The following is a 24,781-nucleotide window of genomic DNA, read 5'->3' as shown; positions in this document are numbered from 1 at the left end:
ATAGGGACGATCGATATCAGTACAGATCGACCGGGTCCACATCCAGCGACCAGCGCACCTGGCGCCCGCTCGGCATGTGCTCCAACACTAGCAACCAGGCGCTGATCAGTCGATGCAAAGGCGCCCGGGCATTGGCCTGGAGCAATAATTGCGCACGGAAGCGCCCAGCGCGGCGCTCCATGGGCGCCGGTACCGGGCCGAGCAGCTCGATACCGTGCAGGTTGTGCTCGGCCAGCAGGCGTTCGGCCGCGGCGCAGGCCTCGTCGAGAAACCCCTCTGCCTGGCCCGGCTTGTGCGCCTCGGCGCGCAGCAGGGCCAAGTGGGCGAAGGGGGGTAAGCCTGCGGCCCGGCGTTCGCTCAGGGCTTGTTCGGCGAAGGCGAAGTAGCCCTGCTCGGTCAGTTGCACCAGCAGCGGGTGTTCGGCCAGGTGGGTCTGGATGATCACCTTGCCCGGTTCTTCGGCCCGCCCGGCGCGGCCGGCCACCTGGACGATCAGCTGGGCCATGCGCTCGCTGGCGCGGAAATCGCCGGAGAACAGGCCGCCATCGGCGTCGAGGATGGCCACCAAGGTTACCCTTGGGAAGTGGTGACCCTTGGCCAGCATCTGTGTTCCCACCAGGATGCTGGGCTGGCCGCGCTGGATGGTGGTGAACAGGTTGTGCATGGCGTCCTTGCGCGAGGTGCTGTCGCGGTCCACGCGCAGGATGGGGTAGTCGGGGAACAGGGTTTTCAGGCGCTCTTCGGCCCGCTCGGTACCTGCACCCACCGGGCGCAGGTCGACATGGGCGCACTGCGGGCACTGGTGCGGCAGGCGTTCGTCGTGGCCGCAGTGGTGGCAGCGCAGCACGCCGGAGCGCTGGTGCACGGTCATCCGCGCGTCGCAGCGCGGGCATTCGGAGAGCCAACCGCAGTCGTGGCACAGCAGCGTCGGGGCGAAGCCGCGGCGGTTGAGGAATACCAGCACCTGCTGGCCGGCTTCCAGGGTCTGGCGGATGGCCTGCTGCAGTGGGCCGCTGATGCCGCTGTCCAGGGGCAGGCTGCGTACGTCCAAGCGCAGGAAGCGGGGCGCGCGTGCGCCGCCGGCGCGCTGGTTCATGCGCAGCAGGCCGTAGCGCCCGCTGTGGGCGTTGTGCAGGCTTTCCAGCGAGGGCGTTGCGGAGCCGAGCAGGATCGGGATGTTTTCCTGGTGGGCACGTACCACAGCCAGGTCCCGGGCGTGGTAGCGCAGGCCTTCCTGCTGTTTATAGGAGCCGTCGTGCTCCTCGTCGATGATGATCAGGCCGGGGTTCTTCATGGGCGTGAACAGCGCCGAACGCGTGCCGATGATGATATCGGCCTCGCCGTCGCGGGCCGCCAGCCAGGCATCGAGGCGTTCGCGATCGCCTACCGCCGAGTGCAGCAGCGCGATGCGAGCATTGAAGCGCTGCTCGAAACGCGCCAGGGTCTGCGGCCCCAGGTTGATCTCGGGGATCAGGATCAACGCCTGTTTGCCCGCTTCCAGGGTTTCGCGGATCAGCTGCAGGTAAACCTCGGTCTTGCCGCTGCCTGTCACCCCGGCCAGGAGGAAGGCGTGGAAGGCACCGAAGCCCGAGCGCACGGCATCGAAGGCTGCCAGCTGCTCCTCGTTCAGGGGCAGTTCCGGCTGCGCCAGCCAATGTTCGTGACGCGCCTGTGGCAGGTGGCGGCGTATTTCCAGCTGGACCAGCTCCTTGGCCAGCAACAGGTCCAGGCTGTCCTTGTTCAGGCCCAGTTTGGCCAGCAGGCTGTGGGCGACCCCATGGGGATGTTGCGACAAGGTCTTGAGCGCTTCGCGCTGGCGCGGTGCGCGGGCGATGCGCGGGTCTTCCAGGCGGGCGCCGGGCGCCACGTGCCAGAAGCGCTCCTGGCGCATCTCGGCCGGCTCGCCCTGGCGCAGCAGGGTCGGCAGGGCCCAGTTGAGGGTGTCGCCCAGGCTGTGCTGGTAATACTGCGAGGTCCACAGGCACAGCTTGAACAGCGAGGCGGGCAGCGGCGAGACCGGGTCGAGCAGGGCGCTGGCCGGCTTGAGTTTGTCTGCCGGGACCTCGCTCTTGTCGCAGACTTCCACCAGCACGCCGATCATCTCCCGGCGCCCGAACGGCACGCGGATGCGCATGCCGGGCACCAGCGCCTGGCGGGCCATGTTGGCCGGGGCCCGGTAGTCGAACAGGCGACGCAGGGGCGAAGGCAGGGCAAGGCGCAGGATGACGTCGGACACGCGGAAGGTCTCTGGAGGGTATTTCGGAATCCGCCGAGACTAGCAGACGACAGTCGGTGCTCGCGACAACTTGCGTTGGCGTGATGCTCTGGTATTATTCGCCGCCTAATTACGTGCGGTATTCAACAATTGGTGTTGGGTGGCGGCACGCAGCTCGAGGAAGTGACGATGAAACCAGAAATTCACCCGAATTACGAAGTAGTTGCAGTCACCTGCAGCTGCGGCAACAAGTTCGAGACCCGTTCGACCCTGGCCAAGCCTCTGTCGATCGACGTCTGCTCCCAGTGCCACCCGTTCTACACTGGCAAGCAGAAGGTCCTGGACACCGGTGGTCGCGTACAGAAGTTCGCCGATCGCTTCGGTATGTTCGGTACCAAGAAGTAATCATGCATATGGCGAACCCCTCGGGTTTCGCGCTGCTGCAGAAAAAGGCGCCCCTTGTGGGCGCTTTTTTTGTGGCTGCGTTCTGGCACCTGCCGACCCTGGCCTACTGCCCCGTCCCTGACAAGCCGCAGCAAGTGGCGGTGCGCCAGGTGGTCGACGGCGACACCTTGCGCCTGAGCGATGGGCGCAGCGTGCGCATGATCGGGCTCAACGCACCGGAAATCGGCCGCAAGGGGCGCACCAGCGAACCCTACGCCGAGGCCGCCAAGCGCCGCCTGCAGGCCTTGGTGAACGCCAGCGACGGGCGCGTCGGGCTGGTGCCGGGCGTGGAGTCGAAAGACAAGTACGGCCGAACCTTGGCGCATATCTACGGCCGCAATGGCGACAATCTCGAGGCGGTATTGCTCAGCGAGGGCCTGGGCTATCGGGTCGCGGTGGCGCCCAACGTCAACCTCGCCTCCTGCCAGCAGCAAGCCGAACAGGCGGCCAGGGTGGCCCGTGCCGGGCTCTGGCGGCAGTCGCCGGTGCTGCGTGACGGCGATGTGCGTCAGTCTGGGTTTGCCGTCATCAGCGGCAAAATCCAGGGCATCGAACGCAATCGCGGTGGTGTCTGGCTCGATCTTGGCGACCAGGTGGTGTTGCAGGTTCCCGCTCGTCTGCAACGCAACTTCCCGGCAAGGTTCTTCGATAATCTCAAGGGACGCCAGGTCGAGGCGCGTGGCTGGGTGCTGGACCGTTCCCGCAAGGGCGGCTTGAAGCCGGGGCAGCGACGCTGGTTGTTGCCATTGACCGATCCGAGCATGTTGGAGCGTGTTTCAGGTTAAATAGTTGTAGACATTTCGCTATTGGATTGTACACACTTGATGGCGTATGCCCCGTGGGTTATAGCGTAAAGTCGTAGGCTAAAGGCCTTGACACAAGTGACCGGGCAGTCTTGTAGCTCCCCGGCTCTTTGCGTATCCTCGGCGGTCCGTCAGAACAGTAAACAAGCGGAATGCCCACCATGTCAGACCTGAAAACCGCCGCTCTCGAATATCACGCTCAGCCTCGTCCGGGGAAACTGAGCGTCGAACTCACCAAGCCGACCGCAACCGCCCGTGACCTGGCCCTGGCCTACAGCCCGGGCGTCGCCGAGCCGGTGCGCGAGATTGGCCGTGACCCAGAGCTGGCCTACAAGTACACCGGCAAGGGCAACCTGGTCGCGGTGATTTCCGATGGTACCGCCATCCTCGGCCTCGGCGACCTGGGCCCGCTGGCCTCCAAGCCGGTCATGGAAGGCAAGGGCGTTCTGTTCAAGCGTTTCGCCGGCATCGACGTGTTCGACATCGAAGTCGACTCGGAAAGCCCACAGGCCTTCATCGACACCGTCAAGCGCATCTCCATCACTTTCGGTGGCATCAACCTCGAAGACATCAAGGCGCCTGAGTGCTTCGAGATCGAGCGCACCCTGATCGAGCAGTGCGATATCCCGGTCTTCCACGATGACCAGCACGGTACCGCGATCGTCACCGCGGCCGGCATGATCAACGCCTTGGAAATCGCCGGCAAGAAGCTCGAAGAAGCCAAGATCGTCTGCCTGGGTGCCGGCGCTGCCGCCATCTCCTGCATGAAGCTGCTGGTCAGCATGGGTGCCAAGGTCGAGAACATCTTCATGATCGACCGCACTGGCGTCATCCACGCCGGCCGCGACGACCTGAACCAGTACAAGGCCCAGTTCGCTCACGCTACCGACAAGCGCACCCTGGCCGACGCCCTGGAAGGTGCCGACGTGTTCGTTGGCCTGTCCGGCCCGAACCTGCTGAGTGCCGAAGGCTTGAAGTCCATGGCGGCCAACCCGATCGTGTTCGCCTGCTCGAACCCGGACCCGGAAATCGCCCCGGAGCTGGCCCACGCCACCCGCAGCGACGTGATCATGGCCACCGGTCGTTCCGACTACCCGAACCAGGTCAACAACGTACTGGGCTTCCCGTTCATCTTCCGTGGTGCCCTGGACGTTCGCGCCAAGCGCATCAACGAAGAGATGAAGATCGCCGCCGCCATCGCCCTGAAGGACCTGGCCAAGCTGCCAGTGCCGAAGGAAGTGTGCGACGCCTACGGCGTACAGGCCCTGGAATTCGGCCGTGAGTACATCATTCCGAAGCCGATGGACCCACGCCTGATCACCGTCGTCTCCGACGCCGTGGCCAAGGCTGCCATCGAATCCGGCGTGGCTACCCTGCCGTATCCGAAGCACTACCCGCTGCAGAGCGTGAACGACGTGTTCAACGGCTGATCCAGACCGTAGCGTCATGAAAAAGCCCCGGCTCGTGAGAGTCGGGGCTTTTTCGTTTGGGGCTGCACGTCCGACTTGCTCCTCGGTCAAGGGCGCAGCCTTTGCCAGGCGACGGCGATATCAGGCCCGGCCCAATCGCGGGGCAAGCCCGCTCCCACAGAGGTCAGCGCTTGCCACTCGTTCTCTGCGCGACAGCGCAGCCCCTGTAGGAGCGGGCTTGCCCCGCGATCAAGGGCGTAGCCCTTGCCAGGCGACGGTGATATCAGGCCCGGCCCAATCGCGGGACAGGCCCGCGATGATCGGTTTTTTAGAACAGATCCATGGGTGCCGCTTCGTCTGCCGGCAGTGGGCTGCCAGGTATCGCGCCATTGCCCAGCTCGTCCACCGAAGGCGGCGAATCCTCGGCCTTGAACAGCTCGAAATAGGCGTTCGGCGTGCTCGGTGTAGCGGCGCGGCCGCTGACCGGGTCGACCCGCAGGCTGAGGATGCCCTCCGGTTCGGCAGGCGCGTGCTCGGGTTTGTCCTTGAGCGCAGCGCCCATGAAACTCATCCAGATCGGCAGCGCCGCAGTGCCGCCATACTCGCGTCGGCCCAGGGTTTCCGGCTGGTCGAAGCCGACCCATACGGTGGTGACGTAGTCGGCGTTGTAGCCGGTGAACCAGGCATCCTTGGACTCGTTGGTGGTGCCGGTCTTGCCTGCCAGGTCACTGCGGCCCAGGGCCAGGGCGCGGCGGCCGGTACCACGCTTGATCACATCCTGCAGCATGCTGGTGAGGATGTAGGTGGTACGCCCATCGATGATGCGTTCGGCCACCGCCGGCATCTGCAATTGCGGCGTAGCCTGGCCCGCGGCCACAGGGGCTTCGCCGGGCAGGGCAGGGGTGCTGATCGGCTGTTCCGGCGCGGCGATGCCGGCCTCGTCCTGGCCGCCTTGCGGGACCCGGGCCGGGTTGGCGGTGAACAGGGTCTCGCCGTTACGGCTCTCGATCCGCTCGATCAGGTACGGGCTGATCTTGTAGCCGCCGTTGGCGAAGGTGCTCCAGCCGGTGGCGATCTCCATCGGCGTGAGGGTCGCGGTGCCCAAAGCCAGGGACAGGTTCGGCGGCAGGTCCTGCTTGTTGAAGCCGAACTTGGTGATGTAGTCGATGGTCTTGCCCACGCCCATCGATTGCAGCAGGCGAATCGAGACCAGGTTACGCGACTTGTACAGCGCTTCGCGCATGCGGATCGGGCCGAGGAAGGTGTTGGTGTCGTTCTTCGGGCGCCAGACCTTGTCCAGGTACTCGTCGACGAACACGATCGGCGCGTCGTTGACCAGGCTGGCTGCGGTATAGCCGTTGTCGAGCGCGGCGCTGTAGACGAACGGCTTGAAGCTCGAACCCGGCTGGCGCTTGGCCTGCATGGCGCGGTTGTAGTTGCTCTGCTCGAACGAGAAGCCGCCGACCAGGGCGCGGATGGCGCCGCTGTACGGGTCGAGGGTGACCAGGGCGCTCTGCGCGCCGGGGACCTGGCTGAACTTGAGCGTGCCGTCTTCCAGGCGCTGGACGCGGACCAGGTCGCCGACCTGGGCCACATCCTTCGGCGACTGCGGGGAGCGGCCCTGGGCATTGCTGTTGATGAACGGGCGGGCCCACTTCATGGTGTCCCAGCCGACATGTTCCTGCTGACCGCTACGGGTCAGCACTTGCAGGCCATCGGCCTGCACCTGGGTCACGATGGCCGGCTCCAGGCCGCCCAGGGTGCGCTGTTTGCCTAGTTCCTGCTGCCAGGCTTCGAGGGTCTTGCCCGGGAAGCGTGCCTCCGGGCCGCGGTAGCCGTGGCGTTCATCGTAGCTGGACAACCCGTTGAGCACGGCCTTGTTGGCCATTTCCTGCAGGTCGCTCGGCACCGTGGTGGTGACGCGGAAGCCTTCGGTGTAGGCCTCGCTGCCGTAGCGGCCGACCATTTCGGCGCGGGCCATTTCGGCGATGTAAGGCGCGTTCACTTCCGGCGTCGGCACGTGGTAGCTGGCGTTGAGCGGCTCTGCCAGGGCGGCCTCGTAGCTGGCCTGGTCGATCTTGCCGAGCTTGTACATGCGCCCAAGGATCCAGTCGCGCCGCTCTTTGGCTCGCGCCGGGTTGGCCAGCGGGTTGAACCGCGAAGGAGCCTTGGGCAGGCCGGCGATCATGGCCATCTGCGCCAGGCTGACGTCACGGATCGACTTGCCGTAATACACCTGGGCCGCGGCCTCGATGCCATAGGCGCGGTTACCTAGGTAGATCTTGTTGACGTACAGCTCGAGGATCTCGTCCTTGGTCAGCTCGCGTTCGATCTGCAGGGCCAGGAGGATCTCGTTGGTCTTGCGCGAGAAGCTGCGCTCGCTGGTGAGGAAGTAATTCTTCGCCACCTGCATGGTGATGGTGCTGCCGCCGGTCTGGATGTGGCCAGACTTCACCAGCTGGGTCGCGGCGCGCATCAGGCTGCTCGGGTCGACGCCATAGTGGTTGAGGAAATTGTCGTCCTCGGCTGACAGAAGCGCCTGGATGAATTGTGGGGGAATGTCCGCGAAGCGGATCGGCGAGCGGCGCATTTCGCCAAACTCGGCAATCAGCTTGCCGTCGCTGCTGTACACCCTCAAGGGGATCTGCAACTGGATGCTTCTGAGGGACTCGACCGAGGGGAGGCTGGGGCTAAGATACAGAAACGCACCGCTCACACCGAGTACGAGCGCGCAGATGACTGCGACGAAAGACCACCAGAAGAACTTCAGCAGACGTATCAAGGCTTTTGGGTGTCCAGGTTGGGAGTGGATTGCACGCGGTCCGGCGGACAGGAAAAAACGCTGGGCATTATAAGCATTTTTCGCTTTGCCGGGGTGACCGGCCGGCCTGGTCGGTCGGCTCCGGTGGCGCGGTATTGCGACGAACTGTCAGGAAAAAGCCATGCTTGGACGCTTCGGCAGGGATGCCGGTTCACTACTGGGGGTGGAAATTGCCTCCGATTCCGTTCGAATCCTTCAATTGCAGGGGCGCCAGGCGCGTCGTTCGGTTGGCGCCTGGGCGCTGGAACCCTTCGAGCCGCCGGCGGGCGGGTGGGCTGCTCGCCCCGATGTCGTGGCCGGTGCGCTGCGGCGCGCCTGGCATCGCAGCGGTAGCCGGCAACGCCAGGCGGCAGTCGCCGTGTCTGCCTCGGAGGTGATCTGCAAAGTCTGCCGGCTGCCTGCGGGGTTGTCCGAAGCCGAGATGGAGGCGCAGCTGCTGGTGGAGGCCGAGCACCTGTTTCCCTTTCCTTTGCAGGACCTGGCGCTGGATTTCCAGGTCCTGGAGCCCGTGGCAGGCCAGGCCGGTGAAGCCCGGGTGCTGGTGGGCGCGTGCCGCCAGCAGGCCCTCGGGCCGTTGGAGGAGGTGCTCGGCTGCGCCGGGCTGCAGGCCGTGGCGGTGGAAGTCGACAGCATTGCCCTGGAGCGGACCTTGCCATCAGGCGCTGATTCACCGGCATTGCTTCGGATCGAGTCGGACTGCGCGGTTCTGCATGCTTGGCCGGAGCCTGCGATACCCCAGCGGTCTACGCTGCGGCTGCTGGCCTCGGAAGACCGCTCGCTGGCTGCCGAGCGTATCGCGCAATGGTTGCACAGTGCATTGCCACTGGCTCGGTTCGAGCATCTGCTGGTCGCCGCCGACGGCGATTGGGTCGATGCCTTGTCCGAGCGACTGGGTATGCCCTGCAAGGCATTCTTGCCGTTTACCCGATTCGATCCGAGCCTGGTACTGGCGTTGGGCCTGGCGATGGGGGATGCCCGATGACAGTGCGCCTGAACCTGTTGCCGTGGCGCGAGCATCGCCGCCTGGTGGCCATCCGCCGATTCAAGGTGGCGCTGGTCGTCAGCCTGCTGTTCGCGCTTGGTGGCGTGATGTCGCTGGATCACCTGGCACGCCAGCGCCTGCAACAACAAGCCTCGGCGGCCGCGGCCCAGCAAGCGGCCCTGCAACCGATGGAGCAGGCCCTGGCGCGTATCGAGGCGCTGCGTGAGCAGCGTGCGGTCATCGAAGGGCAGACCCAGGCGTTGGCGCGCTTGAGGTCCGGCCAGGGCGCGTTCGTGGCGATGCTGCTGGCGCTCGAACGGGTAATGCCAGGCGGGTTGCACCTGAGCGAGCTGCAGCTCGAGGGTGAAGACCTTCGGCTGTTGGGTATGGCGGCTTCTTCGGCGGTGCTTGCACAGTTCATGCGTGACCTGACGCACGCTGCGGTGGTGCAGGGGCTGGAGTTGAAGCGGCTGCGTAATCTGCCTGGCGCAGATGAGTTCCTGCTGGTCGCGCGCCTCTCGGCAACCTGGTCATGAGAGGGCTGGGCGGAGCGCTCGGGTCGGAATGGATTGTCCAGTCATGGGTTGGTAGGGTGGCTGCCACAGGGCTGCTCGTGCTGGCGGTGTTTTTCCTGGGGTGGCTTCTCTTGCTCCAGGAAGGCTACCGTGCCTTGCGCCAGGGCGAGGCAGCAGCAGATGGCCTGCGCCTGGCGTACGATCACAAGGCTCAGGCCGCTCGCCACCTGCTGCCGGCCACCGAGGCGCTGGCGGATGTGCAACGCCAGTTGCTCGATGCGCGGTGGCGACTCTCGGCAGGGGAGGACATGAGCGACCTGCTGGACGGGTTGGCCAGCTCCGGGCATGCCTTGGGGCTGGTGTTCGAGCAGCTCGATGTATTGCCAGAGGGCACCGAGCCGGGGTACCGGGTGGTGCCGCTCGACATCCAGGTCATCGGCGCCTACCCGGCCTTGCGAGCCTGGCTTCAGGCATGGCTGGGCCAGGTTCGCCTGTTGCGGCCGACGCGCCTGGAGCTGGCGGGCGTACAGGATCGGCCGGATGTGCGGCGCCTACGCTTGCAGGTCGAGTCCTACCATTCTGATGAGAACTTGATGCCGCCCGCTTCGCTTGCCCATGAGCCAGCACAGCCGGCCGCGCAGCCTGTCGGCATCGATCTGTTTGCGCCCTGGTCGATGCAAAGGCCGGCACAAGGGCTGGCCGGCGTCGCGCTTGCGCAGTTGGAAATGGTCGGAAGCCTCTCGCGCAACGGGCGAAGCCAGGCATTGCTGCTGTCGGCGGGGCGCCTTTACCGGGTGGGCGAGGGCGACCAGCTGGGCCGGGACCAAGGAATCGTCGTGGCGGTGGATGGCCAGCAGGTCGAAGTGCGTGAACGTGTATTCGTCGCGGGTGGCTGGCACGAGCGGTCGGCGTACCTGAGGCTAAGGAAGCAGGTGGGTAATGAGGTCATGGATGAGCGTGAACAGTCTGAGGAAGTGGATGCTGGCGATACTCTTGGCGGGCCTGGCCGGCACGGCGCTGGCCAGTCGGGATGAGCCGCTCTCGCTGAACTTCCAGGACATCGAAGTGCGTGCGGCGCTGCAGGTGCTCGCCGACTTTGCCGGTATCAACCTGGTGGCCAGCGACACTGTGCAAGGCCGCCTGACTTTGCGCCTGGAGCGCGTACCCTGGGAACAGGCCCTTGACCTGGTGCTGCGCAGCAAGGGCTTGGCCCGCCGCGAAGAGGGCAATGTACTGCTGGTGGCACCGGCAGCCGAGCTGGCCGAGCAATTTCGCGAAGCACGCCTGGGGCAGGCGCTGGATGCGCAACAGCAACCCATGCGCCGGGCGTTGTTGCCGATCCACCACGCCAACGCGGCGGACCTGGCCGAGCTGTTGCTGGCCGCACTGGCCGACGATGGCATCCTCACCGGGCGCGGCAGTCTGAACGTGGATGCCCGCACCAACACGCTGGTGGCGTACCAGCCTGCCGACCGCCTTGCCGAGTTGCGGCAGTTGGTGGCGCAGCTGGACGTGCCGGTGCGCCAGGTGCTGATCGAGGCGCGCATCGTCGAGGCGAATGTCGACTACGAAAAGAGCTTAGGGGTGAGGTGGGGTGCGCCGCTATCAGGCGAGGCCGCCCGCCTGGGCAAGGACCTGTTCGTCGACCTGGGTGTCGAGCGGGCCGGCTCGGCTGTCGGCCTGGGCCTGCTGCGCGGCGGCACGTTGCTGGACCTGGAGCTCAGCGCCATGGAAAAGAGCGGCAACGGCGAAATCATCTCCCAGCCCAAGGTGGTCACGGCAGACAAGGAAACGGCGCGGATCCTCAAAGGCACGGAAGTGCCCTACCAGGAGACCAGCAAGAGCGGCGCCACCTCCACGTCGTTCCGTGGGGCGTCGCTGTCGCTGGAGGTCACGCCGCAGATCACGCCGGATGGCAAGGTCATCATGGCGGTGCGGGTGACCAAGGACGAGCCTGACTACGTCAATGCACTGAACAACGTACCGCCGATCCGCAAGAACGAGGTCAATGCCAAGGTCCGGGTGGCTGATGGGCAGACCGTCGTCATCGGTGGCGTCTATTCGACCACGCAAAACAAAGTGGTCGACAAGGTGCCATTTTTAGGCGATCTGCCGTATGTTGGTCGGCTGTTTCGACGCGATGCATTACAAGAGAAAAAATCCGAGCTGCTGGTCTTCCTGACTCCGCGTATCATGAGTGACCAGGCGATTGCTGTGAGTCGTTGATTCTGTGCGAAATTTGATACTTGTGGGGCCCATGGGCGCTGGTAAAAGCACCATCGGACGCCTTTTGGCCAAAGAGCTGCGGCTGCTGTTCAAGGATTCCGACAAGGAAATCGAACTGCGAACCGGCGCCAATATCCCGTGGATCTTCGACAAGGAAGGCGAGCCGGGTTTTCGTGACCGCGAGCAAGCCATGATCGCCGAGCTCTGCGCCCTCGATGGCGTGGTTTTGGCGACCGGAGGCGGCGCGGTGATGCGCGAGGCCAATCGCAAAGCCTTGCACGAGGGCGGGCGGGTGATCTACCTGCATGCCTCGGTGGAGCAGCAGGTCGGGCGCACCGCGCGCGACCGCAATCGCCCCTTGCTGCGCACTGCCAACCCGGAGGCGACCCTGCGCGCCCTGTTGGAAACCCGCGACCCGCTGTACCGAGAAATTGCCGACCTGGTGGTGGAAACCGACGAACGGCCGCCACGCATGGTGGTGCTCGACATTCTCGAGCGCCTGGAGAAGTTGCCGCCCCGGTAAGCCGGGACTATGCTCGGCGACCAGCGCCGAGGCGGGGTTGAACGTTACCGCGCGGTGTCGCCTGGACGATGCCGCGCCCTAGTACATTGTGGGGATACATGCAGACACTAAAGGTCGACCTGGGCGAACGTAGCTACCCGATCTACATTGGCGAAGGCCTGTTGGACCAGCCCGAACTGCTGGCGCCGCACATTGCCGGGCGGCAGGTCGCCATCGTCTCCAACGAAACCGTCGCGCCCCTGTATCTCGAGCGCCTGAGCCGTACCCTCGGTGCCTATTCGGTGCTGCCGGTGGTGCTGCCCGATGGCGAGGCCCACAAGAACTGGCAAACCCTGCAACTGATCTTCGATGCCCTGCTCACTGCACGCCACGACCGCCGTACCACCGTGGTGGCCCTGGGCGGTGGCGTGATCGGCGACATGGCCGGTTTCGCCGCCGCTTGCTACCAGCGTGGCGTCGACTTCATCCAGGTGCCGACCACCCTGTTGTCCCAGGTGGACTCGTCGGTCGGCGGCAAGACCGGCATCAACCACCCGTTGGGCAAGAACATGGTAGGCGCCTTCTACCAGCCCAATGCGGTACTGATCGACACCACCAGCCTCAAGACCCTGCCCGAACGCGAGCTGTCGGCGGGCCTGGCCGAAGTGATCAAGTACGGGCTGATCTGCGACGAGCCATTCCTGACCTGGCTCGAAGAGCACATGGGAACCCTGCGCGCCCTGGAGCCTGCCGCCCTGACCGAGGCCATCGGCCGCTCCTGCGCCGCCAAGGCGGCCGTGGTCGGTGCCGACGAGCGCGAGTCCGGCGTACGGGCCACCTTGAACCTTGGTCATACCTTCGGCCATGCCATCGAGACCCACATGGGCTATGGCGTCTGGCTGCATGGCGAAGCCGTGGCTGCTGGCACCGTGATGGCCCTGGAGATGTCCATGCGCCTGGGCTGGATCGACCAGCCGGCACGGGACCGCGGCATTCGCCTGCTGCAGGCTGCGGGCCTGCCGGTGGTGCCGCCCGAGGAGATGACCCCGGCGCATTTCATGGAACACATGGCGGTCGACAAGAAGGTACTCGACGGTCGCCTGCGTCTGGTGCTGCTGCGCCAGATGGGCGAGGCCGTGGTGACTGACGACTATCCGAAAGAGATTCTTCAAGCCACGCTGGCGGCGGACTACCGCGCGATCGTGGCCCAGCTTTGAGGTTGTGACAGCGCGATGACCAGTTTGCATGCCGATGAGGCGTTTCTCGACCACTACCAGTTGAGCCATGACCCGTTCGCACCCCGGGTGCCCGGCTTCAAGTTCTTCCCCGCCCAGCGCAAGCCGGTGCTGGGCCAGCTCCATCACCTGGCACGCTACAGCCAGCTGATGCTGGTGGTCACCGGCCCCATGGGCAGCGGCAAGACCCTGCTGCGCCAGGCCCTGGTGGCCAGTACCAACAAACAATCCGTGCAGAGCGTGGTAGTGTCTGCCCGCGGCGCGGGCGATGCGGCCAGTGTGCTCGGCCAGGTGGCCCAGGCGCTCGACGTGGCGCATGCCGAAGTCCAGGCCATTCTTGCCCAAGTGGTGCAGTTGGCCCTGACCGGCCAGGAAGTCTATTTGCTGGTGGACGATGCGGAACAACTGGACGAGTCGGCACTCCAAGCGTTGCTGGAGTTGGCGGCTGGCGTGCCGGAAGGGCGTCCGCATGTGTTCCTGTTCGGCGAGCCCTCGTTGATCGCCGGCCTGGAAGGGCTCGATGCCGGTGGCGAGCGGTTCCATGTCATCGAGCTTGCGCCCTATAGCGAGGAGGAGACCCGCGAGTACCTGGAGCAGCGCCTGGACGGCGCGGGCCGGGGTATCGAGGTGTTCACCCGCGAACAGATCGTCGACATCCATGAAAACTCAGACGGCTGGCCTGGGACTATCAACCAGGTTGCCCGCGATACCTTGATCGAAGCCATGATCGCCAGCCGCAGTACGGCCAAGCGACCATCCATGGGGTTCAATATGCCTAAGAAACATGTGCTCGCGCTGTCCGCTGTCGTCGTGGTCGCGGTTGCCGCGGCGGTGCTGATGCCCAAGAAGAGCGACAAGCCCGCCGAGGCGCCGGCCGCACAGGCCCAGCTGCCCTTGGGTGAAGGTCAGCCGGCCATCGAGTTCTCCGGCTCGTCGCAGCCCATGCCGCTGCCGCTGGTTGGTCAATCGCAGCCGGTGATGCGCGAACCGCTGGCCCAGGCGGCCGGCATGGGTGATGGCGAGGAAGGCAGCCCGGCTGGCGACACCGCGCTGCAGCCCGCTGTTCCGCCCACCGTGACCACCACTGCGCCGCCACAGGGTGTGCCTGCAGGCCCTGCGCCGACCCCGGCGCAGCCTGTCACCAGCGCTCCGGCCCAGACCGTCGCCACGGCGCCTGCGCAGCCGGTTGCACCAGCGCCAAAGCCTGTCGCTACCCAGCCGGCCAAGCCGGTTGCACCCGCCAAGCCAGCTCCGGCACCGACCCAGGTGGCCACGGCCAAGCCTGCCGCCAAACCTGCCGCTGGCGGTTCGGGCAATAGCAGCTGGTATACCGGCCAGAAAGCCGGCAACTATGTCGTGCAGATCCTGGGGACCAGCTCCGAGGCATCGGCCCAGGCCTTCGTCAAGGCCCAGGGTGGCGACTATCGCTACTTCAAGAAAACCCTGCAGGGCAAGCCGCTGTACGTGGTCACCTACGGCAATTTCGCCAACCGCGATGCAGCGGTTGCGGCAATCAAGAACTTGCCAGCCAAGGTCCAGGCTGGTAAACCTTGGCCTCGTACCGTCGGCAGCGTCCAACAAGAGCTGGCGGCGGCCCGCTGATACCTTCCGGGCGGCAACACCCCGCCGCCCAGTTGCAAAGCGATTCCCGACTTGTAGAGCCTGCTGCGCCTGAGCGCGGCAGGCTTTTCTGTCCCAGACTGCCGGCCACAAGCCCACTCTTGCAGTCCTGGCTGAAACGCTTCAGACTCGAGCCAGGCCGCTATCACGGCTCATGGCGCAAAAACATTCAAAAATGCGACATAAGTTTTCAATGATGCGTCATGAAAATTTGTGGGCGTTGCTGTCCCTGTGCAACAATGGTTTCCCATTGCCCACCGCAAAAAGCTGGCGTTTGATCGGCGTGGATGGTAAGTGGTTGTACTAAAAAGAGATTTGCCTTCGTTGAGAGGCGAACCTGGTGAGAAAGTGTCTATGAAAACAGGTCTGTACCATCCCGAAGAATTCAAGGACAACTGTGGTTTTGGCCTGATCGCCCATATGACGGGCGAGGCGAGCCACCATCTTTTGCAAACCGCCATGCAGGCACTGACCTGCATGACCCATCGCGGCGGTATCAACGCCGACGGCAAGACCGGTGACGGTTGCGGCCTGCTGATGCAGAAGCCCGATCAGTTCCTGCGTGCCGTGGCCCAGGAACACTTCGCCGTCGAGCTGCCCAAGCAGTATGCCGTCGGCATGGTGTTCTTTAACCAGGACCCGGTGAAGGCCGAAGCGGCCCGCGCCAACATGGACCGCGAAATCGTCAATGCCGGCCTCAAGCTGGTCGGCTGGCGCAAGGTGCCGATCGACACCCGCGTGCTCGGTCGTCTGGCCCTGGAGCGCCTGCCGCAGATCGAGCAGGTGTTCATCGGCGGTGAAGGCCTGAGCGACCAGGAATTCGCGATCAAGCTGTTCAGCGCCCGTCGCCGTTCGTCCGTGGCCAACGCCCACGACGCCGACCACTACATCTGCAGCTTCTCGCACAAGACCATCATCTACAAAGGCCTGATGATGCCGGCGGACCTCGCCGCCTTCTTCCCGGACCTGGGTGACGAACGTCTGAAGACCGCCATCTGCGTCTTCCACCAGCGCTTCTCCACCAATACCCTGCCGAAGTGGCCGCTGGCCCAGCCCTTCCGCTTCCTCGCCCACAACGGCGAGATCAACACCATCACCGGCAACCGCAACTGGGCCGTGGCCCGTCGCACCAAGTTCGCCAATGACCTGATCCCCGACCTCGAAGAGCTCGGCCCGCTGGTCAACCGCGTCGGTTCCGACTCCTCGAGCATGGACAACATGCTGGAGCTGATGGTCACCGGTGGCATCGACCTGTTCCGTGGCGTGCGCATGCTGGTGCCGCCGGCCTGGCAGAACGTCGAGACCATGGACGCCGACCTGCGCGCCTTCTACGAATACAACTCCATGCACATGGAGCCGTGGGACGGCCCGGCCGGCATCGTCATGACCGAAGGCCGCCATGCGGTCTGCCTGCTCGACCGCAACGGCCTGCGTCCGGCACGTTGGGTCACCACCAAGAATGGCTACATCACCCTGGCCTCGGAAATCGGCGTATGGGACTACAAGCCCGAGGACGTTCTGGCCAAGGGTCGCGTCGGCCCGGGCCAGATCTTCGCCGTGGACACCGAGACCGGCCAGATCCTCGACACGGATGCCATCGATAACCGCCTCAAGTCGCGCCATCCGTACAAGCGTTGGCTGCGCCAGCATGCCCTGCGCATCCAGGCGACCCTGACCGACGACCAGGGCGTGGCCAGCTACGACGCCGACCAGCTCAAACAGTACATGAAGATGTTCCAGGTCACCTTCGAGGAGCGTGACCAGGTGCTGCGTCCGCTCGGCGAGCAAGGCCAGGAAGCGGTGGGCTCGATGGGCGACGACACGCCGATGGCGGTATTGTCCCAGCGCGTGCGTTCGCCGTACGACTTCTTCCGCCAGCAATTCGCCCAGGTGACCAACCCGCCGATCGACCCGCTGCGCGAAGCGATCGTCATGTCCCTGGAAATCTGCCTGGGTGCCGAGCGCAACATCTTCCAGGAGTCCCCCGAGCATGCCTCGCGGGTGATCCTCAGCTCGCCGGTGATCTCCCCGGCCAAGTGGCGCTCGCTGATGAATCTCGAGCGTGAAGGCTTCGACCGTCAGCTGATCGACCTCAACTACGAGGAAAGCGTCGGCCTGGAAGCAGCCATCCGCAATATCGCCGACCAGGCCGAAGAAGCCGTGCGCAGTGGCAAGACCCAGCTGGTGCTGAGCGACCGCTACATCGCCCCAGGCAAGCTGCCGGTGCACGCTTCCCTGGCCGTCGGCGCGGTGCACCATCGCCTGACCGAGCAAGGCCTGCGTTGCGACAGCAACATCCTGGTGGAAACCGCCACCGCCCGTGACCCGCACCACTTCGCGGTGCTGATCGGCTTCGGTGCTTCTGCCGTGTACCCGTACCTGGCCTACGAAGTGCTGGCCGACTTGATCCGTACCGGCGAGGTGCTGGGCGACTTGGACGAGGTCTTCAAGTACTACCGCAAGGGCATCTCCAAAGGCCTGCTGAAGATCCTGTCGAAGATGGGTATCTCGACCATCGCCTCGTACCGTGGCGCCCAGCTGTTCGAAGCCGTGGGCCTGGCCGAGGAAGTGGTCGGCCTGAGCTTCAAGGGCGTGTCCAGCCGTATCAAGGGCGCACGTTTCGTCGACCTGGAGAGCGACCAGAAGCTGTTGGCCGCCGAAGCGTGGAGCGCGCGCAAGCCGATCCAGCAGGGCGGTCTGCTCAAGTTCGTCCATGGTGGCGAGTACCACGCCTACAACCCGGATGTGGTCAACACCCTGCAGGCTGCCGTGCAGAAGGGCGACTACGCCAAGTTCAAGGAATACACCACGCTGGTCGACCAGCGTCCGGTGTCGATGATCCGCGACCTGCTGAAAGTGAAGGTCGCAGACCAGGCGCTGCCGCTGGACCAGGTCGAGCCGCTGGAGGAGATCCTCAAGCGCTTCGACTCCGCGGGCATCTCCCTCGGCGCCCTGTCGCCGGAAGCCCACGAGGCTCTGGCCGAGGCTATGAACCGCCTGGGCGCGCGCTCCAACTCCGGTGAGGGCGGCGAAGACCCAGCGCGCTACGGCACCATCAAGAGCTCGAAGATCAAGCAGGTGGCCACCGGCCGTTTCGGCGTCACCCCCGAATACCTGGTCAATGCCGAAGTGCTGCAGATCAAGGTGGCCCAGGGCGCCAAGCCCGGTGAGGGCGGCCAGCTGCCTGGCGGCAAGGTCAATGGCCTGATCGCTCGCCTGCGCTACGCCGTGCCGGGCGTGACCTTGATCTCGCCACCGCCGCACCACGACATCTACTCGATCGAAGACCTGGCCCAGCTGATCTACGACCTCAAGCAGGTCAACCCGCAGGCCCTGGTGTCGGTCAAACTCGTGGCCGAAGCCGGCGTGGGCACCATCGCCGCTGGCGTGGCCAAGGCCTATGCGGACCTGATCACCATCTCCGGCTACGACGGCGGCACCGGCGCTTCGCCACTGACCTCCATCAAGTACGCCGGCGCACCGTGGGAGCTGGGCCTGGCCGAAACCCACCAGACCCTGCGTGGCAACGACCTGCGCGGCAAGGTACGGGTACAGACCGACGGCGGCTTGAAAACCGGCCTGGACGTGATCAAGGCCGCGATCCTCGGCGCCGAAAGCTTCGGCTTCGGCACCGCGCCGATGATCGCCCTGGGTTGCAAGTACCTGCGCATCTGCCATCTGAACAACTGCGCCACGGGCGTTGCCACCCAGAACGACAAGCTGCGCAAGGACCACTACATCGGTACCGTCGACATGGTGGTGAACTTCTTCACCTTCGTCGCTGAAGAAACCCGTGAGTGGCTGGCCAAGCTGGGCGTGCGCAGCCTGGGCGAGCTGATCGGCCGCACCGACCTGCTCGACGTGCTGCCGGGCGACACCGAGCGCCAGCAGTTCCTGGACCTGTCGCCGCTGCTGGGCAGCTCGCACATCCCGGCTGACAAGCCGCAGTTCTGCGAAGTCGACAAGAACCCGCCGTTCGACAAGGGCGAGCTGGCCGAGAAGATGGTCGAGATGGCCCTGCCGGCCATTCGCGACCTGGCCGGTGGCGAGTTCAGCCTGGATATCTGTAACTGCGACCGTTCCATCGGCGCGCGCGTCTCCGGCGAAATCGCCCGCCTGCATGGCAACCAGGGCATGGCCGGGGCGCCGATCACCTTCCGCTTCAAGGGGACTGCGGGCCAGAGCTTCGGCGTCTGGAACGCCGGTGGCCTGAACCTGCACCTGGAAGGCGACGCCAACGACTATGTGGGCAAGGGCATGACTGGTGGCAAACTGACCATCGTGCCGCCTGCCGGCAGCCCGTTCGAAACCCAGCACAGCGCCATCATCGGCAACACCTGCCTGTATGGTGCCACCGGCGGCAAGCTGTTCGCTGCCGGCACCGCGGGCGAGCGCTTCGCTGTGCGTAACTCCGGCGCCCACGCTGTGGTCGAGGGTACCGGCGATCACTGCTGTGAATACATGACCGGCGGCTTTGTCTGCGTCCTGGGCAAGACCGGTTACAACTTCGGTTCTGGCATGACGGGCGGTTTCGCCTACGTGCTCGACATGGACAACACCTTCGTCGACAAACTCAACCACGAGCTGGTGGAAATCCAGCGTATCAGTGGCGAGGCGATGGAGGCCTACCGCAGCCACCTGGCGCGGGTCCTTGCCGAATACGTGGAAGAGACCGGCAGCGAGTGGGGGCGCGAGCTCTCGGAGAACCTGGACGACTACGTGCGGCGCTTCTGGTTGGTCAAGCCGAAGGCGGCCAACCTCAAGCAACTGCTGTCCAGTACCCGTGCCAACCCGCAGTAACAACAGCTGCAAGTGGCAGGCCCCATGCGCGGGGCTTGTCCGGCTCAAGTGATCGTCTTGCAGCTTGCGGCCCAGGCCAGCAACTGCGGTATAGAGGTTTTTAAAAATGGCTGAACGTCTGAACAACGACTTCCAGTTCATCGAAGTAGGGCGCAAGGACCCCAAGAAGAAGCTCCTGCGCCAGCGCAAGAAGGAGTTCGTGGAAATCTACGAGCCCTTCAAGCCGCAACAGTCCGTGGAGCAGGCACACCGCTGCCTGGGCTGCGGCAACCCGTATTGCGAGTGGAAGTGCCCGGTTCACAACTTCATCCCCAATTGGCTGAAGCTGGTTTCCGAGGGCAACATCCTCGCGGCGGCAGAACTTTCGCACCAGACCAACACCCTGCCGGAAGTGTGCGGCCGCGTGTGCCCGCAGGACCGTCTCTGCGAAGGCGCCTGCACCCTCAACGACGGCTTCGGTGCGGTGACCATCGGCTCGGTGGAGAAGTACATCACCGATACCGCCTTCGCCATGGGCTGGCGCCCGGACATGTCCAAGGTCAAGCCGACCGGCAAGCGCGTCGCGATCATCGGTGCGGGCCCTGCGGGCCTGGGCTGTGCCGACGTGCTGGTACGTGCCGGTGTGACCCCGGTGGTGTTCGACCGCAACCCGGAGATCGGTGGCCTGCTGACCTTCGGCATCCCCGAGTTCAAGCTGGAAAAGACCGTGCTCAGCAATCGCCGTGAAGTCTTCACCGGCATGGGCATCGAGTTCCGCCTGAACACCGAGGTGGGCAAGGACATCACCATGGAACAGCTGCTCGCCGATTACGATGCGGTGTTCATGGGCATGGGCACCTACACCTACATGAAGGGCGGCTTCCCCGGCGAAGACCTGCCAGGCGTGCATGACGCCTTGGACTTCCTGATCGCCAACGTCAACCGCAACCTGGGCTTCGAGAAGTCGCCGGAAGACTTCGTCGACATGCAGGGCAAGAAGGTCGTGGTGCTTGGCGGTGGCGACACTGCGATGGACTGCAACCGTACCTCGATCCGCCAGGGCGCCAAATCGGTGACCTGTGCCTACCGTCGTGACGAGGCCAACATGCCGGGTTCGCGCCGCGAGGTGAAGAACGCCAAGGAAGAAGGCGTGAAGTTCCTGTACAACCGCCAGCCCATCGCCATCGTCGGCGAAGACAAGGTCGAAGGTGTGAAGGTGGTCGAGACCCGTCTCGGCGAACCGGACGCCCGTGGCCGCCGCAGCCCCGAGCCGATCCCCGGTTCCGAGGAGATCCTGCCGGCCGACGCCGTGGTGATCGCCTTCGGCTTCCGCCCGAGCCCGGCGCCATGGTTCGAGCAGCATGGTATCCAGTTGGACAGCCAGGGCCGTGTGGTGGCGCCGGAGAAGGGCAAGTTCAAGCACCAGACCAGCAACCCGAAAGTGTTCGCCGGTGGCGACATGGTGCGCGGTTCGGACCTGGTGGTGACGGCTATCTTCGAAGGGCGTACCGCCGCTGAAGGCATCCTGGACTACCTGGAAGTCTGATCCATTGCTGGGGGCCGCTGTGCGGCCCTTTCGCGGCACGAGGCCGCTCTACAAGGTATATGCGATCCTCCTGTAGGAGCGGCCTCGCGCCGCGAAAGGGCTGCAAAGCAGCCCCTACATGCATTTTGTATACAAAAACTGTTGATCTACGGCATCCAATAGACAAACAGCCGTGCCTTTTCTCTGTGCGTCTGAGAAAATGCCCGCACTTTTTTGCTGGATGCCGACATGACTGCCCTGAAGAACGATCGTTTCCTGCGTGCACTGCTCAAGCAACCCGTAGACGTCACCCCGGTCTGGATGATGCGCCAAGCCGGCCGCTACCTCCCGGAGTATCGCGCCAGCCGCGCCAAGGCCGGTGACTTCATGAGCCTGTGCATGAACCCGCAGTTCGCCTGCGAGGTCACGCTGCAGCCGCTGGACCGCTACCCGCTGGACGCGGCGATCCTCTTCTCGGACATCCTCACCATCCCCGACGCCATGGGCCAAGGCCTGTATTTCGAGACCGGCGAAGGCCCGCGTTTCAAGAAGGTCATCAGCACCCTGGCCGACATCGAGGCGCTGCCGGTGCCCGATCCGCACAAGGATCTGGGCTATGTGATGGACGCCGTCAGCACCATTCGCCGCGAGCTCAACGGCCGCGTGCCGCTGATCGGCTTCTCCGGCAGCCCCTGGACCCTGGCCACCTACATGGTCGAAGGCGGCTCCTCCAAGGATTTCCGCAAGACCAAGGCCATGCTCTATGACAACCCGCAGGCCCTGCACCTGCTGCTGGACAAGCTGGCCCAGTCGGTTACGAGCTACCTCAATGGCCAGATCCAGGCCGGTGCCCAGGCGGTGCAGATCTTCGACACCTGGGGCGGCAACCTGTCGGCGGCGGCCTATCAGGAGTTTTCCCTGGCCTACATGCGCAAGATCGTCAGCGGCCTGATACGCGAGCATGACGGGCGCAAGGTGCCGGTGATCCTGTTCACCAAAAACGGCGGCATTTGGCTGGAAAGCATCGCCGAGGCCGGTGCCGACGCCCTGGGCCTGGACTGGACCTGCGAGATCGGCGATGCCCGTCGCCGTGTCGGTGATAAGGTCGCCCTGCAAGGCAACATGGACCCGACCGTGCTGTACGCCAAGCCCGAGGCCATCCGCAAGGAAGTGGCGCGAATCCTGGCCAGCTACGGCCATGGTAGCGGGCATGTATTCAACTTGGGGCATGGCATCACGCCGGAAGTCGATCCGGAACACGCGGGTGTCTTCATCAATGCAGTGCATGAGCTGTCGGCGCAATACCACGGCTGAGTGCTTCGACATGGCCTGCTCTTCTGCGGGGCAGGCCTGACGTCGTGTTCCATTTCAAGGTTAATTGTTCTTATCGAGCTCTATATTTGAACTGATGGGTTCTGTAATTTTCCCGTGAGTCTGTCTCGTACTGGGATTTGGCTTTCGTATAAATGTAATACTTGCCAGTTATTGCAAGATGTTTCCGGGATAAGAGCGGCTCGTTTTTATTCTTAAATGTGCAGTTTTTTCCTACATATATATCGCGAACGTCATCGCTAGACTCTTGCCCGCCAGCCGCCCCGTCTTGTACGTCGAGGCGGCTTGGCTCATAGACCCCAGCGATGTGTTCGGAGTTATTAATGAAGACAAGAAGTACACTGCGCAAACGTTTTATGTTGAGCGGCCTTTGGCTGGCCGTTGCAGGTGCGGGACTGCACACGCAATTGGCGAGTGCTCATGGCTATATCACTGATCCTCCCTCCCGTCAGGACCTTTGCTCAAAGGGCATAAACACGGGTTGTGCGGAGGTAGGCTATAACAAAGCGGGCGCCGGCGAACATCCTAAGGGCTTCCCTTTGGCGGGTCCAAAAGATGGTGAAATTCCCAGTGGGGGTAAGCCACTCTTCAAGGTATTGGACGAGCAGGCCGCTAATCGTTGGCACGTAACTCCAATTGTTGACCGAAAAGTTGCTTTCGACTGGTTTTATACCACTCCGCACAGGACGACCAAGTGGGAGTACTTCATCACCAAGACAGGCTGGAATCCTAACGTCCCGCTGAGCCGTGCTGCATTCGAGCTTACGCCGTTCTGCACCGTAGATTGGGATGGAGATTATGCCAACGGCTACGGTGATCTGAGACAGGGGCCCGCGAAGGACAAACACCAATGTGAACTGCCTGCGGACCGTTCTGGCCATCACGTTATTCTCGGCCTGTGGACAGTGGACGACACGGGTAATGCGTTCCATAACATGATGGATGTGGATATTCAGGTAGAGGGTGGCGTACCCCCTGAATGGCCGCGTGTGGCTGAAATTACCCCTTATCGCGATCTTGATGTTGGCGACAAGGTCAAGACTCGGGTCTTTGTCAATGGCGTGGAGAACGCACAATACAGCGTGGAAGTAGTCATTGAACATGCTGAGGAAGGTGTGGGTGCCAATTGGGCATACAAACTGGCCAAACGTATCAACGAAACTCAAACTTTGCTGCGTGCAGGTCAACTTGACAATGGTGGCAACATTGAACCTGTGAAGGGCGCCAATACCATCTTCGCCAAGAAAGAATCCGGTATTTCCAGCATTGAACTGGACATCGACGCTGCCGCTGGCGAACCGGCCACGATGCACCTGCATGGCGTCAACCCCGAGTACACGATCGTGGACGGCAAGGGCGGCGTGGACTTCAGCGTCATGACCACCAAGCCCCTGACCGTGACGGCCCAGCTGTTCGATGCCAACAACAAGCAGGTCTCCTACTCGCGTCAGAAAGTGGATGGCAACGAGCCGTTCACGCTGAATGTCGAGAGTGTCGCAGGCGAGCATACTCTCAAGGTCGTGGGCGTGGACAAGCGCGAGCGCGTGCTGCTGCAAGAGGAGCGCACCGTTCAGCTGAAGGCCGCTGGCGACGTGGAATTCGAGTACGAATATCCACAGTCCATCGGCAGCTACGGACCCGGCACCAAAGTGCTGCAGCCTAAGACTGGCGAAGTCTTCGAGTGCAAGCCGTTCCCTTACAGCGGCTGGTGCAACAACCCTAGCGCTATCCATTACGAGCCTGGTTTCGGAAGCAACTGGGCCGACGCTTGGGAAAAGCTCTAACGGATTGAACCGGGTGCCCGTTAACGGGCACTCGGTTTCCTATCGGTATTTTTATGCAAGTGCAAAAGTATTGCTGGCAGCAGATCCTCCTGCACTGGATCTCTGCCCTGGTCATCATCTGGGTGTTGATCAGCGGTTTCTCTGTCGCGCACCTCGATGTCGACCCTTCCACTTTCCACCTGGTCGCGTTCTTCAACGTCGCCCTGACCACACTGTTCATCCCGGTCTTCCTGCTGCGCTGGCTGGTGCGCCTGGTCAAGCCCGCGCCGAAGAGTCTGCATGACGACCCGCGCAGTCGCCGTATCGCTCATTTTGTGCATGAAGCCCTGTACTGGACCATCGCCACCGTGCTGCTGTCCGGCGTGCTGATGATGGACCGCGACATCGATGTCTTCGGCTGGTTCGCCATCGCGCCTGTGCTGAGCGACCCGTTCTGGCACGGTGTCTGGTTCAACATCCACATTGCATCCTGCCTGCTACTGGCGTTGGGCGTGGCGATGCACATCGCTGCGGTGGTGCTGCATGAGCTGTCCGGGCGGCGGGTGCTTCGGCGGATGCTGCCCTGAACACGATGAAGCTTTCCGTGCAT

General features: G+C 63.8%; 17 protein-coding genes. 15 read left to right on the top strand and 2 right to left on the bottom strand.

Features of this window, described 5'->3' with window-relative positions; translation table 11 throughout:
• Window positions 1–16: 16 nt before the first annotated feature.
• Entirely contained in the window at window positions 17–2,236 is a 2,220-nt protein-coding gene (locus IRZ56_RS05975) for a primosomal protein N' (RefSeq protein WP_196144094.1), read from the bottom strand.
• A gap of 168 nt (window positions 2,237–2,404) precedes the next feature.
• Here IRZ56_RS05975 and rpmE point away from each other — a divergent pair, with 168 nt between their 5' ends.
• The 3 genes from rpmE (at window position 2,405) to IRZ56_RS05960 (ending at window position 4,892) form a co-directional block, all read left to right on the top strand.
• Window positions 2,405–2,620, top strand: a complete 216-nt coding sequence (gene rpmE / locus IRZ56_RS05970) for a 50S ribosomal protein L31 (protein WP_084853831.1) — start codon at window positions 2,405–2,407, stop codon at window positions 2,618–2,620.
• A gap of 2 nt (window positions 2,621–2,622) precedes the next feature.
• Window positions 2,623–3,444 (top strand): thermonuclease family protein, encoded by an 822-nt coding sequence (locus tag IRZ56_RS05965; protein WP_196144093.1) that lies wholly within the window; start codon window positions 2,623–2,625, stop codon window positions 3,442–3,444.
• Between the two features lie 179 nt (window positions 3,445–3,623).
• The gene (locus tag IRZ56_RS05960; RefSeq protein WP_196144092.1) at window positions 3,624–4,892 is read left to right on the top strand and encodes a malic enzyme-like NAD(P)-binding protein; all 1,269 of its coding nucleotides are present in this window, start codon (window positions 3,624–3,626) and stop codon (window positions 4,890–4,892) included.
• Between the two features lie 307 nt (window positions 4,893–5,199).
• Here IRZ56_RS05960 and IRZ56_RS05955 read toward each other — a convergent pair whose 3' ends face one another.
• Entirely contained in the window at window positions 5,200–7,650 is a 2,451-nt protein-coding gene (locus tag IRZ56_RS05955; protein WP_419183251.1) for a penicillin-binding protein 1A, read from the bottom strand.
• A gap of 163 nt (window positions 7,651–7,813) precedes the next feature.
• Here IRZ56_RS05955 and pilM point away from each other — a divergent pair, with 163 nt between their 5' ends.
• The 12 genes from pilM to IRZ56_RS05895 all read left to right on the top strand — a co-directional run bounded on the left by pilM (window position 7,814) and on the right by IRZ56_RS05895 (window position 24,758).
• Window positions 7,814–8,674 carry a type IV pilus biogenesis protein PilM gene (pilM, locus tag IRZ56_RS05950; protein WP_196144090.1) on the top strand — a complete coding sequence of 287 codons (861 nt, stop codon included), beginning with the start codon at window positions 7,814–7,816 and terminating at the stop codon, window positions 8,672–8,674.
• The gene (locus IRZ56_RS05945) at window positions 8,671–9,210 is read left to right on the top strand and encodes a PilN domain-containing protein (RefSeq protein WP_196144089.1); all 540 of its coding nucleotides are present in this window, start codon (window positions 8,671–8,673) and stop codon (window positions 9,208–9,210) included. Before pilM ends, IRZ56_RS05945 begins: the two co-directional genes overlap by 4 nt.
• A 110-nt stretch (window positions 9,211–9,320) precedes the next feature.
• Window positions 9,321–10,223 (top strand): pilus assembly protein PilP, encoded by a 903-nt coding sequence (locus IRZ56_RS05940; RefSeq protein ID WP_196144088.1) that lies wholly within the window; start codon window positions 9,321–9,323, stop codon window positions 10,221–10,223.
• Window positions 10,129–11,415, top strand: a complete 1,287-nt coding sequence (locus IRZ56_RS05935) for a type IV pilus secretin PilQ (protein ID WP_196144087.1) — start codon at window positions 10,129–10,131, stop codon at window positions 11,413–11,415. The genes IRZ56_RS05940 and IRZ56_RS05935 overlap by 95 nt, the downstream gene beginning before the upstream one ends.
• A 4-nt stretch (window positions 11,416–11,419) precedes the next feature.
• Window positions 11,420–11,938: a shikimate kinase AroK gene (aroK, locus tag IRZ56_RS05930; RefSeq protein WP_196144086.1), complete on the top strand. Its 519-nt coding sequence runs from the start codon at window positions 11,420–11,422 to the stop codon at window positions 11,936–11,938.
• A 98-nt stretch (window positions 11,939–12,036) separates the two neighbouring features.
• Window positions 12,037–13,134 carry a 3-dehydroquinate synthase gene (gene aroB / locus IRZ56_RS05925; RefSeq protein ID WP_196144085.1) on the top strand — a complete coding sequence of 366 codons (1,098 nt, stop codon included), beginning with the start codon at window positions 12,037–12,039 and terminating at the stop codon, window positions 13,132–13,134.
• A 15-nt stretch (window positions 13,135–13,149) separates the two neighbouring features.
• Window positions 13,150–14,754, top strand: coding sequence for an AAA family ATPase (locus IRZ56_RS05920; protein ID WP_196144084.1), 1,605 nt, complete (start codon window positions 13,150–13,152; stop codon window positions 14,752–14,754).
• Between the two features lie 372 nt (window positions 14,755–15,126).
• On the top strand, window positions 15,127–19,572 hold the full coding sequence (gene gltB, locus IRZ56_RS05915) for a glutamate synthase large subunit (RefSeq protein WP_196144083.1): 4,446 nt from the start codon (window positions 15,127–15,129) through the stop codon (window positions 19,570–19,572).
• Window positions 19,573–19,678: 106 nt separating this feature from the next.
• A complete protein-coding gene (locus IRZ56_RS05910) occupies window positions 19,679–21,097 on the top strand; it encodes an FAD-dependent oxidoreductase (protein WP_196144082.1) in 1,419 nt (472 codons plus the stop codon).
• 228 nt (window positions 21,098–21,325) lie between these two features.
• Complete coding sequence (hemE, locus tag IRZ56_RS05905; protein ID WP_196144081.1) at window positions 21,326–22,390, top strand: uroporphyrinogen decarboxylase; 1,065 nt, start codon at window positions 21,326–21,328, stop codon at window positions 22,388–22,390.
• Window positions 22,391–22,731: 341 nt separating this feature from the next.
• Window positions 22,732–24,192, top strand: coding sequence for a lytic polysaccharide monooxygenase (locus tag IRZ56_RS05900; protein WP_230386166.1), 1,461 nt, complete (start codon window positions 22,732–22,734; stop codon window positions 24,190–24,192).
• Between the two features lie 53 nt (window positions 24,193–24,245).
• Window positions 24,246–24,758 (top strand): cytochrome b, encoded by a 513-nt coding sequence (locus tag IRZ56_RS05895; protein WP_196144079.1) that lies wholly within the window; start codon window positions 24,246–24,248, stop codon window positions 24,756–24,758.
• The last annotated feature ends 23 nt before the right edge of the window (window positions 24,759–24,781 follow it).

This window comes from Pseudomonas guariconensis, from assembly GCF_015680235.1.
GTDB classification, from domain to species: domain Bacteria; phylum Pseudomonadota; class Gammaproteobacteria; order Pseudomonadales; family Pseudomonadaceae; genus Aquipseudomonas; species Aquipseudomonas guariconensis_A.
The sequence above is the reverse complement of the archived record's forward strand: the minus strand, read 5'-3'. Positions and strand labels throughout refer to the sequence as shown.